The organism is Roseomonas sp. GC11 (assembly GCF_024437745.1).
GTDB lineage: Bacteria > Pseudomonadota > Alphaproteobacteria > Acetobacterales > Acetobacteraceae > Pseudoroseomonas.
This window is the reverse complement of record NZ_JANFNY010000058.1, coordinates 1-12,131: the sequence shown is the minus strand read 5'-3', so window position 1 is coordinate 12,131 and position 12,131 is coordinate 1. Positions and strand designations below refer to the sequence as shown.

Genomic DNA, 12,131 nt, shown 5'->3' with positions numbered 1-12,131 from the left:
GCGGGCGGGGGCGGGCCCGGTCCAAACATATATAAGATATCAAATGTTTCACTGGACCGATCCATGCACATTCGCGAAAGAAAGTTGGATTATCCAACTTCCCTGGACGTGCCCGATGGGCCTTTCCGCCGTGCCCCTGCCTGACCCCGCCCCCGCCTGCGACCTCTATGGCGAGCCCGCCCCGCGCCCGCGCCCCGGGCCTGTGCATGTCGAACCGCTGATGGTGCGCAGCGCCCGCCATGCCTGGACGATCCGCCCGCACCGGCACCGCGACCTGCACCAGTTCTTCTGGCTGCGCCAGGGTGGCGGGGTGCTGGTGGAGCCCCAGGGGGAGCAGCCGATCCAGGCCCCGGCGCTGCTCAGCATCCCGCCCGAGGCGGTGCATGGCTTCCGCTACCAGCCCGGCAGCGACGGGGTGGTGGTGACCCTGGCCGGGGAATTCCTGGCGGCCTGCTGCCATCTCGCCGGGCAGGGCGCGCCGCCGCCCCGGATCGGCTGCCACACCTTGCCCGCCCCGCGCGCGGCGGAGGTGGAGGCGGCCTTCACCCGGCTGGCGGGGGCTTTTCCCGCGGCGCGGCCGGCGGCGCTGGCGGGCAACCTGCTGCTGCTGCTGGCCGAGCTGGAGCTGGACACCCCCGGCCGTGTCCAGGAGCAGGGCGGCGAGGCCGCGCTGTTCCGCCGCTTCCGCGCCGCGGTGGAGCAGCATTACCGCAGCCCCCTGCCGCTGGCCGCCTATGCCGGCCAGCTCGGCATCTCGGTGGGGACGCTGACGCGCCTCTGCCGCGCCCATGCCGGGCAGGCGCCGCTGGCGCTGATCCAGGAACGGCGGATGGCGGAGGCGCGGCAGATGCTGCGGCTGAGCCGGCAGCCGGTCTCCGCCATCGCCTATGCGCTGGGCTTCGAGCCAGCCTATTTCTCGCGCTTCTTCACCCGGCACGAGGGGGTCTCGCCCGCCGCCTACCGCCGCGCGGCGGAGCGGGCGGAGGATCAGTAGCTGCGCGGCATGCCCAGCACGTGCTCGCCGAGATAGGAGAGCACCAGGTTGGTGCTGATCGGCGCCACCTGATAGAGGCGCGTCTCGCGGAATTTGCGCTCGACGTCATATTCCTCGGCGAAGCCGAAGCCGCCATGGGTCTGCACGCAGGCCTCGGCGGCGGCCCAGCTGGCCTCGGCGGCGAGCATCTTGCCCATATTCGCCTCCTCCCCCGGGCGCTCGCCGCGCTCGAACTTCTCCAGCCCCTTCTGCACGATGGCCTCGGCGGCGCGCATCTGGGCATAGGCGCGGGCGATGGGGAACTGCACGCCCTGGTTCTGCCCGATCGGCCGGCCGAAGAGGACGCGTTCCTTCGCGTAGGCGACGGCCTTCTCGATGAACCACTTGGCATCGCCGATGCATTCGGCGGCGATCAGCAGGCGCTCGGCATTCATGCCGTCCAGCACGTAGCGGAAGCCTTTTCCTTCCTCGCCCACGAGGTTCTCCGCCGGCACCTCCATATTGTCGAAGAAGACCTCACAGGAATTGTGGTTCATCATGGTGCGGATGGGGCGGATGGTCAGCCCCTTGCCCAGGGCCTGCCGCATATCGACGATGAAGGTGGAAAGCCCCTCGGTCTTCTTCGCCACCTGCTCGCGCGGCGTGGTGCGGGCCAGCAACAGCATCAGGTCGGAATGCTCGGCGCGGCTGGTCCAGATCTTCTGGCCGTTGACGATGTAGCGGTCGCCCTCGCGCCGGGCGGTGGTGCGCAGGGCCGTGGTGTCGGTGCCGCTGGTCGGCTCGGTGACGCCGAAGGCCTGGAGGCGCAGCGCGCCGCTGGCGATGGCGGGCAGATAGGCCGCCTTCTGCGCCGCGCTGCCATGCCGGAGGATGGTGCCCATGATGTACATCTGCGCGTGGCAGGCGGCACCATTGCAGCCCTGGCGCTGGATTTCCTCCAGGATGGCGGCGGCGGCGGAAAGGCCGAGCCCGGCCCCGCCATACTCCTCCGGGATCAGCGCCGCGAGATAGCCCGCCTCGGTGAGGGCGCGGACGAAATCCGTCGGGTAGCCGCGCGCCGCATCCAGTTCGCGCCAGTATTCGCCGGGGAAGCGGGCGCAGAGCTTGGCGACCTCGGCGCGCAGATCGGCATGCGGGTCCACCGCGCTGGTCATGCAGTCCATGCCGTGTTGGCCTTTCCTTGCTGTGTTGCCTCAGCCGTCGCAGAGCGCGGGGGCGAATTCGGCGCGGATCGCCGCATCATGTTCACCGATGGCGGGCACGGGGCCGAGGGCGGGCGGCGCGCCATCGTGCAGCACCGGCGGCGCCACGATCGAGGCGGCGCCGCCCGGCGTCACCACCGGCACGCGGCGCAGGGCCGGATGGCGGGCGAAATCCGCCACCTCGTTGACGAAGCCATAGGCGGTGCCGGCGGCGGAGAGCCGCGCCGCCGCTTCCGCGCGCGTCAGCGTGGCGAAATGCCGCGCGATCAGCCCATCCACCACCGGCCGCTGGGCGACGCGGGCATTGTTGCTCTCGAAGCCCGGCGTGGCGGGAAGCTCGGGCTGGCGCAGCACCGTGGCGCAGAAGCGCGCCCATTCCCGCTCATTCTGGATGGAGAAGAGCACCAGCGCGCCATCGGCGGTGGAGAAGGCGCCATAGGGGCAGATGGAGGGATGCGCGAGGCCGACGCGGCGCGGCGCCTGGCCGGTGCCCTCGGTATAGAGCAGCGGCACGTTCATCCAGTCCGCCATGCCGTCGAAGAGGCTGACCTCCAGCCTGCGGCCCTGGCCGGTGATGCCGCGGCCGATCAGCGCCTCCAGCACCGCCGCATGGGCGGCCATGCCACAGGCGATGTCGCAGACGGAGACGCCGACGCGCCCCGGCCCCGCCGGGTGCCCGGTGATGGCGGCCAGCCCGCTCTCCGCCTGCACCAGAAGGTCATAGGCCTTCATCCCGCTATAGTCATGGCCGCTGCCATAGCCGGTGATGTCGACGGTGATGAGGCGCGGATGGCGCGCGCGCAGTGCCGCGCTGCCGAAGCCCGCGCGCTCGGCGGCACCGGGGGCGAGGTTCTGCACGAAGACATCGGCGCGCGCCAGGAGGCGGTGCAGCAGCGCCGCGTCCTCCGCATCCTTGATGTCGGCGACGAGGCTTTGCTTGCCACGGTTGAGCCAGACGAAATAGCTCGACAGCCCGTGCACGGCGGCATCGTAGCCGCGCGCGAAATCCCCTTCCGGGCGCTCGATCTTGATGACGCGGGCGCCGGCATCGGCGAGGCGGGAGGTGCAGTAGGGCGCGGCCACCGCCTGCTCCAGCGCCACCACCAGAAGGCCCTCGAGCGGGCGCGCGGCGGCGGGTGCGACAGGGTGGGTCATGGGCAATCATCCCGGTCCGTTCAGGCGAGAATCCCGCGGCGGCCCATGCCGCCGCGGGAGGCGGGGCGTCAGCGGAAGGCGACGGGCTGCGGCACCCTGTCGAGCAGCGCGGGCGTCAGCGTCTTCAGCCAGTCGGTGCTCTTCTGCCCCACCGGCGTGGTGACCAGGGTGGCGGGGTAGACCACCATGTCCGTCATCACCGGGAAGGGGTAGCGGTCGCTATGGACCGTGGTGCCGATCAGCTGGTTCTCGAGCCCCTGCCCGTCCTCGCGGATGGTGACGGAGGAGGTGAGCGAGGGGAAGGTGAGGCCGCGGAAGGCCGCCGACAGCTCGGCATCGCTCGGCCAGGCGCCGCCCCTGGCGGCCAGCGCCTTCTCATAGCCCGCCTTCATGGCGAAGACGGCCTGCGCCATGTGGTGGCTCGAATAGATCGGGTAGCTGCCGAAGCGCTGGCGGTAGCGCTCGGTGAAGCCCTTCAGCAATTCGCCATCGGCCGGGGCGGGGTGGAGGAACCAGTGGTCGCCGCGCGCGCCGATGATATGGCCGGCCGGCAGCACCTTGCCCACGCGCTCCAGCGAGGATTCGGCCAGCGGCAGCACGAAGGTCGCGCGCTCGAACAGCTTGCGGTCGGCGGACTGGCGGATGAAGCTGTCCAGATCGCCACCCCAGGAGGTGGAGAGGATGACATCCGGCCGCAGCGCCAGCAGGCGGGTGATCTCGCTGGAGAAATCCGTGGCGCCGAAGCGCGGGAAGAGCTCGGCCACGACGCGGGTGCCGGGCTTCAGCGTGTTCAGCCCGGTGCGGAAAATCTCCCAGGAATCCCGGCCCCAGGCATAGTCCTGGTTGACCACGGCGATGCTGCGGAAATCCGGCTTCGCCTTCAGCAGGTAGAGCAGGGCGGAGAGCACTTCCGGCGTCGCATTCGCCTGGGTGCGGTGGGCATGGGTGTAGCTGCCATCCTCGAAGATGCGCTGCGTGCCGCAATCCCACAGCAGGGTCGGGCGCTTCAGCTCATCGGCCAGCGGCGCGCAGGCGAGGCAGTCGGCCGAGGAAATGCCGGCGAAGACGATCTGCACATTCTCGCTCTGCACGAGGCGGCGATACTCGCCGACGAAATGATCCACGCCCGGGCCTTCATCGACGAAGATCGGGCGCAGCTTCACGCCACCAATGCCGCCCGCCGCGTTCACCTCGTCGAAGAGCAGCTCGGCCGCCTGGCGCCCCGGCACGCCGAAGACGCTGGAAGGGCCGGAGAGGAAGGTGGCGATGCCCACCTTGATTTCGGCGGGCTTCACGGCCTGGGCCTGGAGCGCGGCGGGGCGCCCGGCCAGCGCCAGGGCGCCGACGCCAAGGCCGGCCTGCAACAGGCTGCGGCGCGACATGCTTTGCATGAACAGTTCCTCCTGATTCGGCCACTTCAGCGGCTCTGGGGGGCAGAGTGACATTGTTCCGCCCTCAGGTCCAATATATCGGGCTGCCGTGACCTCTCGGGTTTTCCCTATGGATCTTCGCCAATTCCGCTACTTCGTCGCCGTCGCCGAGGAGCTGAGCTTCACCCGGGCGGCGCGGCGGCTGGGGATCGGCCAGCCGCCGCTCAGCCAGCAGATCCAGCAGCTGGAGCGGGAGGTGGGCGCGCAGCTCTTCGCCCGGCTGCCGCGCGGCGTGGCGCTGACGGCGGCGGGGCAGCGGCTGCTGCACGATGCGAAGGACATCCTGGCGCGCAGCGAGCGCGCCATGCGCAATGCCGGGCGCGCGGCGCGCGGCGAGCTTGGCGTGCTCCAGGTGGGCTTCACCGCCTCCGCCGCCTTCAACCCCTTCGTCACCGCCAGCATCCGCGACTACCGCGAGAGCTTCCCCGGCGTGCAGGTCGAACTGGTGGAGGCGCATACGACGGAACTGCTGGAGCGCTTCCGCACGCGGCGGCTCGATGCCGCCTTCCTGCGCCCGGCGCCGGGGGAATGCGGCGCCCTGCCCTGCACGCCGCTGCTGCGCGAGCCGATGCTGGTGGCGCTGCCCGCCGGCCACGCCCTGGCCGCGCGGCGCAGCCTGCCCATGGCGGCGCTGCGCGACGAGGCCTTCCTGCTCTATCCGCGGCGCAACGGGCGGGCGCTTTATGACGCCATCGTCAGCGGCTGCGAGGCGGCCGGCTTCACCCCGCGCATCAGCCAGGAGGCGCCGCAGATGGCCTCCACCGTCACGCTGGTGGCGAGCGGCCTGGGCATTGCCATCGTGCCCGCCTCGATGGGGCAATTGCTGGCGGAGGGCGTCACCTACCGCCCCCTGGAAGGCCCGGCGCCCTGTGCCGAGCTGAGCCTTGCCCACCAGACGGAAACCGCGCAGGAGGTCACCGCGCGTTTCGTCCGGCTGGTGCTGGCGCGCCCACGCCCCGATCTGGCGGAACCCGCCCTGGCGCGGCCCCAGCCGGCACGCCCCCAGCCGGCCCGGCATTGACAGGGGGGGCCTTCCGCGCTGCGCTGCCGCGAACGCGACAGGATGCCCCGCATGAGCACCGAGACCCTCAGCCGCCCCTCCCCCGCCGAGGCCGCCCTGGCCGGTCGCTACGGCACCGCCGCCGGCCTGCCGGACGGCCTGCCGTCTGATCTGCCCTGGAACGACACGCTGGCGCTGCTGCTCTCGCACCGCTCGGTGCGCGGCTACCGGCCCGATCCGCTGCCGGCCGGCACGCTGGAGATGCTGGTGGCGGCGGCGCAATCGGCGGCGACGTCGTCCAACATGCAAAGCTGGTCCGTGGTGGCCGTCACCGACGCCGGGAGCAGGGCTAGGATGGCGGCCGTGGCCAATGGCCAGGCGCATATCACGCAATGCCCGCTGCTGCTGGTCTTCGTCGCCGACCAGGGGCGGCATGCCCGCCTGGCCGCGCGCCTCGGCACGGAGCTGGCGGCGCAGCCGCTGCTGGAAACCTTCCTGGTGGCGGCGATCGATTGCGGCATCGCCGCGCAGAATGCCGTGGTGGCGGCGGAGTCCCTCGGCCTCTCCACCGTCTATATCGGCGCGCTGCGCAACAATCCGGAGGCCGTGGCGCGGGAACTCGCCCTGCCGCCGGGCAGCGCGGCGATGTTCGGCCTCTGCGTCGGCTACGCGGCGGAAGGGCATGAGGGCACGGTCCGCCCGCGCCTGCCGCAATCCGTGGTGCTGCATGCGGGCCGCTACGACACGGCGCCGGAAGAAGCCGGCATCGCCGCCTATGACGAGCAGATCCTGGCCTTCAGCGCGCGGGTGGACAGCCGCCCCTATCGCTGGACGGAACGCGTGGTGGCGCGGCTGGGGCGCCTCTCCGCCCTGCATGGGCGCGAGGCGCTGCGCGCCATTCTCGGCCGCCTCGGCTTCCCGCTGAACTGAGAGACGACAGGACAACACTGGAAGCCTGCTCCTGAGAGGGGCTTTGTCCCTCTCAGACCTGCAAGGCAGCGCCTTGCAGCCACCAGAGGCCTTTGGAAACCCAACGGAAGGCGGGTGCAGGGGACCCCGTCCCCTGCCCAAGGGAAAGAAGGGGGGAGTTTGAGGGGGCAAAGCCCCCTCAATCCAGCAAGCGCGCCTCAGCCGCGCGCGATTTCCCCCCGCTCGATGACGAAGGTCGCATCCACCAGCGGCCGCAGCAGTTCCGGGCTGCTCTCGGTGATGAGGATGGCGACATCCGGCAGCGCATCGCGCAGCCGCCGCAGCGCCTCCGCGTAGCGCAGCGCGAGGGCGGGGGCGAGGCCCTGGAACGGCTCGTCCAGCAGCACCGCCCGCGTCCCCACCATCAGCGCGCGGCCGAGCGCCACCATCTTCCCCTGCCCGCCCGACAGCCCGGCGGCCTTGCGCGGCGCGAAGCCGCGCAACTCGGGCAGCAGGTCATAGACCACCTCCAGCCGCCGCGCCGTCTCCGCCCGCGACAGGCCGAGAACCTCCGCCGGCAGGCGCAGATTCTCGGCCACGGTGAAGCGGCCGAACAGCCTGCGCTCCTCCGGCGCATAGCCAATGCCGAGCGCGGCGCGGCCATGCGGCGGCAGGCTGCCGGCCTCCTCCCCGCCGATGCGCAGGCGCCCCGCGCGCGTGGGCAGCAGGCCCATCAGGGCGCGCAGCGTCGTCGTCTTGCCGGCACCGTTGCGGCCGATCAGCGCGACACGCCCGCCCGCCGGCACATCCAGCGAAACGCCGCGCAGCACCGGCGCGCCGGCGATCTCGACGGAAACCCCCTCAAGGCACAGCATCCGCCGCCTCCCCCACCGGAATACCGATCACGTCGCGCAGCACGATGGGGTCGGAGAGAATCTGCCGCGGCGGCCCCAGCGCGGCGATCTTCCCCTGGCCCCACACCGCCACGCGGTCGGCGATGCGCGCCACCACATCCATGTCGTGCTCGACAAAGACGGCGGTGACGCCCTCATCGCGCAGCACACGGGCCAGCGTCTCCACCACCGCCATCTTGTCGGCGGCGGCGACGCCGCTGGTCGGCTCGTCCATCAGCAGCAGGCGCGGGCGCAGCGCCACGGCCATGGCGATGTCGGCCAGCTTGCGCGTGCCCTCGTTCAGCGCATCGGCGCGCCGGTGCAGGGCGGAGGCCAGGCCAAAGCGGCCCAGAAGCTCCGCCGCCTCCTCCCGCCAGGCGGGGCGCAGCAGCGGGCGCAGCGAGGCCCAGCCGCCTTCCCGCGCGGCAATGGCCAGGGTGGCGTTCTCCAGCACCGTGTGCTCGGTGAAGAGCTGCGGCAGCTGGAAGGATCGCGCCACGCCCATGCGCACGATGTCGCGCGGCTTGCGGCCCAGCAGCTCCACCCCGCGATAGGTGATGGAGCCGGCCTGGGGCCGCAGATGGCCGGTGGTCATGTTGATGAAGGTGGTCTTGCCCGCGCCATTCGGGCCGATGATCGCCAGGAACTCGCGTTCCATCACGTCGAGGTCGATGCCATCGGCGGCGCGCACGCCACCGAAGGCGAGGCGCAGGCCACGGGCGGAGAGCAGCGCGCTCATGCCGGGCGCTCCCCGGCCTTGGCGGGGGTGGGGCGGCGATGCAGCAGGCCGCGCAGCATCCCCACCAGCCCGCCGGGCGCGAAGAGGATGACCAGCAGCAGCACCGTGCCGAGGATCAGCTGCCACGCATCGGCGATGGTCGCCGCGGCATAGACGCGCGTCAGCTCATAGACGACAGCGCCAAGGAAAGCGCCCAGCACGCTGCCCGCCCCGCCCAGGATGGCGATGAAGACCAGCTCGCCCGAGGCCGTCCAATAGGCCAGGGCCGGGGTGACGTGGCGGCTGGTGAGCGCCACCAGCGCGCCGCCGCACCCCGCCATCAGCGCCGAGAGGATATAGGCCGCGAGCAGCACGCGCCGCGCCGGCACGCCCATGAACTCGAGCCGCGCCTCCCGCGTCTTGATGCCGGAGAGCGCCTGCCCGAGCGGCGCCGCCAGCCACAGCCGCACCAGCGCGGCGAAGCCGAAGGCGAAGGACAGCGCCAGGGCGAAGAGCACCCACTCATAGGCCGCGCCCTCCAGCGTCAGGCCCAGCACGCGCGGCAGCGGCAGGCGGATGCCATCCGTGCCATGGGTCAGGCCATAGAGCTTCTCCAGCAGCGAGTAGAAGACCATGCTGAGGGCGAGGTTCAGCATGCCGAAGAAGATGTCCCGGTAGCGCATGACGAAGAGGCCGGCCACCAGCCCGCCCAGCGCCGCGACCAGCGCGGCGGCGGGCAGCAGCAGCGCGACCTCGGGCAGCAGCGGCGCCAGGAAGGCGGCGGCATAGGCGGCCAGCGCGACGAAGAGCGCATGGCCGAAGCTGACCTGCCCGGCCCGCAGCAGCAGCAGGATGCCCAGCACCGCCAGCCCCTTGGCCAGCGCCACCGTCAGCACGAAGCGCAGCCAGGGCGCCGAGAGGGCCAGCAGCACCAGCAGCGCGGCGCCCAGCAGGCCGAGGAGGAATTCGTTGCGCGCGCTCATATCCGCCGCGTCTCCGGCACGCCGAACAGGCCCTGCGGCCGCACCAGCAGCACCGCCACCATGATGAGGTAGGGCACCACCACTTCCAGTTCCGGCTCGAAATAGACGGCGATGGAACGGCCGAGGCCGATCAGCAGCGCCGCCAGCGCCGCGCCCTCGACCTGGCCGAGCCCCGCCGTCGCCACCACGGCGAAGGACAGCACGATGGTCGAGGCCCCCACCCCCGGCACCATGGCGCTGACCGGCGAGGCCAGCGCACCGCCCAGCGCCGCCAGCGCCGCGCCGGCGGTGAAGGTGAGCATCATCACCTTCGATGAATCGATGCCCTGGGAGGCCGCGGCCTCGCGGTCCTCCGTCACGGCGACGATGATGCGCCCGGCCAGCGTGCGGCGGGTGAACCAGGCCAGCCCCAGCAGCGTGGCCACCGCCACACCCGGCAGGACGAAAAGCTGGTAGGCGGTATAGGGGATGACATCCTGGCCGAAGGGCACGTCCACCGTGCCGAGCAGGCGCATCGCCGCGTCGTTGGACACCGGCTGCACGCCCCAGAGGAGCTTCTGCACATCCTCCAGGATCATGAAGAGGGCGAAGGTGACGAGAAGCTGGAGGACAGGCTCCTGCCCCTCCACCCGGCGCAGCAGCAGGCGCTCGATCAGCGGGCCGAGCAGCACGCCGGCCAGCGCCGCCGCCACCACCAGCGCCGGCAGCGAGAGCCAGCCCGGCAGCCCCATCGCCGCCATCGCCGCCGCCAGAGAGGCCGCGCCATAGCCGCCAATGGCATAGAGGCTGCCATGCGCGACATTCAGGATGCGCAGCACGCCGAAGACGAGGTTCAGCCCGACCGCGACCATGAAGATCGCGGCGGCGGAGGCCAAGCCATCCAGCAGGGCCAGCCCCAGCAGCAGGCCGTTCTCGGAGAACCAGCCCGTCATGGCCGCGCCTCCACGGCCGGAATCAGGGCACCCTGGCCCCTCCTGGACTTCATCCACTCCCCCTTTGCGTCTTCTGTTCGTTACGGGGAGTGTTTCACGCGGGATCGGGGGGCGTCAATCGAACCGGAAAGGATAGGGAAAGCGTTCTTTTTTGGAAAAAAGAACCAAAAAACTTTTCTCAGCTTGGCGTCCCGCCTCAGGGCTGAGGCGGGACGCCAGACGGACAGAAATCTCCCAAAGCCAGGATTTCCTCCGCCCTGCGCACCACCGGCGGGTCCACCATCCGGCCATCGAGCTGGAAGGCCCCCCGGCCTTCGGCGCGGGCCTGGGCATCACCCTCCACCACCCGGCGGGCCCAGGCGATTTCGGCGGCCTCGGGGGCGAAGACCTCGTTCATGATGCCCACCTGCGCCGGATGCACCGCCAGCGCGCCCCGGAAGCCCAGGCGGCGCGCCTCGGCGATGGTGGCGCGGAAAGCGTCGAGGTCCTGGAACTGGCCGATGCTGCCGACAAAGCCCAGCGGCAGAAGCCCCGCCGCCCGTGCCGCCATCAGCACCGCCAGGTTGGGCGCCAGCAGGGAGGCCGGGCCGGGCACGGCGCCCAGCGCGGCACAGAAATCTTCCGGCCCCAGGGTCATCGCCACGCTGCGCGGGTCCGCCGCCGCGATGGCGGGAAGCTGGAACAGCGCGGCGGGGGACTCCACCTGGAGCAGCAGCCGCACCGTGCCAGGGGCCATGCCACGCTCCTGCTCCAGCTCGGCCACGGCGGCGGAGGTGGCGCGCACCAGGGCCGGCTCCTCCACCTTCGGCAGCACGAGGCCGGACAGGCCGGGCCAGACCGCTGCCTCCAGATCCGCCGCCAGGGCGCGCAGCCCGGCATTCACCCGCACCAGCACCGCCGGGCCGCGCACCGCCAGGGCGGCGATCCGCCCGGCCAGGGCCGCGCGGGCGGCGGGCTTCTCCCCGGCGGGCACGGCATCCTCCAGGTCGAGGATGATGCCATCCGCGCCGCGCTCATGGGCCCGGGCCAGGAAGCGCTCCACATGCGCGGGCACGAAGAGCAGCGAGCGCCAGCGCGGCGGCGGGGCGGGGTGGGTCATGGCGGCGTTTCTCTCCCAGGATCCTGCGCGGCATGGCGCACCGCCGGCGCGGCCCTGTCAAGCGGCCGCGCCCCACCGCTTGTCCTTGCCAATTTTTGCCAGGATGGCCTATCCTGCCGGCATGGGCACGATGAACATCTCCCTCCCCGACGCGCTGAAATCCTTCGTAGATGAGCAGGTGGCCGGGCGCGGCTACGGCACCAGCAGCGAATATGTGCGCGAGCTGATCCGCGCGGACCAGGACCGCCAGCGGCTGCGCCGCCTGCTGCTGGAGGGCGCCGCCTCCCCCTCCACCGCCGCGGTGGATGACGCCTATTTCGACGCCCTGCGCGCCCGCGCCAAGGCCGGGTGAGCGGCAAACCCGTCCTGCCCCGCGCCCTGGCCCGCGAGGATGCCGAGGCGGCGGTGGACCATTACCTGGAAACCGCCGGCGCCCGGGTGGCGATGGGCTTCGTCGATGCGCTGCAGGCCGCCTACCGCGCCATCGCGCGGCGCCCGGCCACCGGCTCGCCGCGCTACGCCCATGAGCTTTCGCTGCCCGGCCTGCGCAGCCGCCCCCTGCCCCGCTACCCCTACCTGGTCTTTTATGTCGAGCACCCCGACCACATCGATGTCTGGCGCGTCCTGCACATGAAGCGCGACATTCCGGCGCGGATGCAAGGCGGGGCGCCGCAGGACAACGCCCCCTGACAAAGTCTTTTTGCTTCTTTTTCTTCAGAAAAAGAAGACTTCTTCCTGACTAAGGCCTGTTAGAGCTTGATCCAGTCTGCGGTGGCTGCGAGGCAGAGGATGCCGAGGAATGATCGGGCGGTCTTC

13 protein-coding genes are annotated in these 12,131 nt (G+C 71.4%); 5 read left to right on the top strand and 8 right to left on the bottom strand.

Features of this window, described 5'->3' with window-relative positions:
• The first annotated feature begins 115 nt into the window (after positions 1-115).
• Positions 116-994 (top strand): helix-turn-helix domain-containing protein, encoded by an 879-nt coding sequence (locus tag NON00_RS17015; protein WP_256023420.1) that lies wholly within the window; start codon positions 116-118, stop codon positions 992-994.
• Here the strand turns inward: NON00_RS17015 and NON00_RS17010 are convergent.
• From NON00_RS17010 to NON00_RS17000, 3 genes are all read right to left on the bottom strand, one after another.
• Positions 988-2,157, bottom strand: a complete 1,170-nt coding sequence (locus NON00_RS17010) for an acyl-CoA dehydrogenase family protein (RefSeq protein WP_370688731.1) — start codon at positions 2,155-2,157, stop codon at positions 988-990. The genes NON00_RS17015 and NON00_RS17010 overlap by 7 nt on opposite strands.
• 30 nt (positions 2,158-2,187) lie before the next feature.
• A complete protein-coding gene (locus tag NON00_RS17005; protein ID WP_256023418.1) occupies positions 2,188-3,351 on the bottom strand; it encodes a CaiB/BaiF CoA-transferase family protein in 1,164 nt (387 codons plus the stop codon).
• A gap of 68 nt (positions 3,352-3,419) precedes the next feature.
• Positions 3,420-4,742, bottom strand: a complete 1,323-nt coding sequence (locus tag NON00_RS17000; protein WP_256023416.1) for an ABC transporter substrate-binding protein — start codon at positions 4,740-4,742, stop codon at positions 3,420-3,422.
• 109 nt (positions 4,743-4,851) lie between these two features.
• Here NON00_RS17000 and NON00_RS16995 point away from each other — a divergent pair, with 109 nt between their 5' ends.
• Entirely contained in the window at positions 4,852-5,802 is a 951-nt protein-coding gene (locus tag NON00_RS16995) for a LysR family transcriptional regulator (RefSeq protein ID WP_256023414.1), read from the top strand.
• A 51-nt stretch (positions 5,803-5,853) separates the two neighbouring features.
• Positions 5,854-6,711, top strand: coding sequence for a nitroreductase family protein (locus NON00_RS16990; protein ID WP_256023411.1), 858 nt, complete (start codon positions 5,854-5,856; stop codon positions 6,709-6,711).
• 197 nt (positions 6,712-6,908) lie between these two features.
• Here NON00_RS16990 and NON00_RS16985 read toward each other — a convergent pair whose 3' ends face one another.
• From NON00_RS16985 to NON00_RS16965, 5 genes are all read right to left on the bottom strand, one after another.
• Positions 6,909-7,565, bottom strand: a complete 657-nt coding sequence (locus NON00_RS16985) for an ABC transporter ATP-binding protein (RefSeq protein ID WP_256023409.1) — start codon at positions 7,563-7,565, stop codon at positions 6,909-6,911.
• On the bottom strand, positions 7,552-8,322 hold the full coding sequence (locus tag NON00_RS16980; protein ID WP_256023406.1) for an ABC transporter ATP-binding protein: 771 nt from the start codon (positions 8,320-8,322) through the stop codon (positions 7,552-7,554). The genes NON00_RS16985 and NON00_RS16980 overlap by 14 nt, the downstream gene beginning before the upstream one ends.
• Positions 8,319-9,284 (bottom strand): branched-chain amino acid ABC transporter permease, encoded by a 966-nt coding sequence (locus NON00_RS16975; protein WP_256023404.1) that lies wholly within the window; start codon positions 9,282-9,284, stop codon positions 8,319-8,321. The genes NON00_RS16980 and NON00_RS16975 overlap by 4 nt, the downstream gene beginning before the upstream one ends.
• Positions 9,281-10,216, bottom strand: a complete 936-nt coding sequence (locus NON00_RS16970) for a branched-chain amino acid ABC transporter permease (RefSeq protein WP_256023402.1) — start codon at positions 10,214-10,216, stop codon at positions 9,281-9,283. Before NON00_RS16970 ends, NON00_RS16975 begins: the two co-directional genes overlap by 4 nt.
• Positions 10,217-10,412: 196 nt before the next feature.
• Positions 10,413-11,315 (bottom strand): CoA ester lyase, encoded by a 903-nt coding sequence (locus NON00_RS16965; RefSeq protein ID WP_256023399.1) that lies wholly within the window; start codon positions 11,313-11,315, stop codon positions 10,413-10,415.
• A gap of 130 nt (positions 11,316-11,445) precedes the next feature.
• On the opposite strand from NON00_RS16965, the gene NON00_RS16960 reads away from it, so the two are divergent.
• Both NON00_RS16960 and NON00_RS16955 read left to right on the top strand, forming a co-directional pair.
• Positions 11,446-11,667, top strand: a complete 222-nt coding sequence (locus NON00_RS16960; RefSeq protein WP_256023397.1) for a type II toxin-antitoxin system ParD family antitoxin — start codon at positions 11,446-11,448, stop codon at positions 11,665-11,667.
• Positions 11,664-12,005 (top strand): type II toxin-antitoxin system RelE/ParE family toxin, encoded by a 342-nt coding sequence (locus tag NON00_RS16955; RefSeq protein ID WP_256023394.1) that lies wholly within the window; start codon positions 11,664-11,666, stop codon positions 12,003-12,005. Before NON00_RS16960 ends, NON00_RS16955 begins: the two co-directional genes overlap by 4 nt.
• The last annotated feature ends 126 nt before the right edge of the window (positions 12,006-12,131 follow it).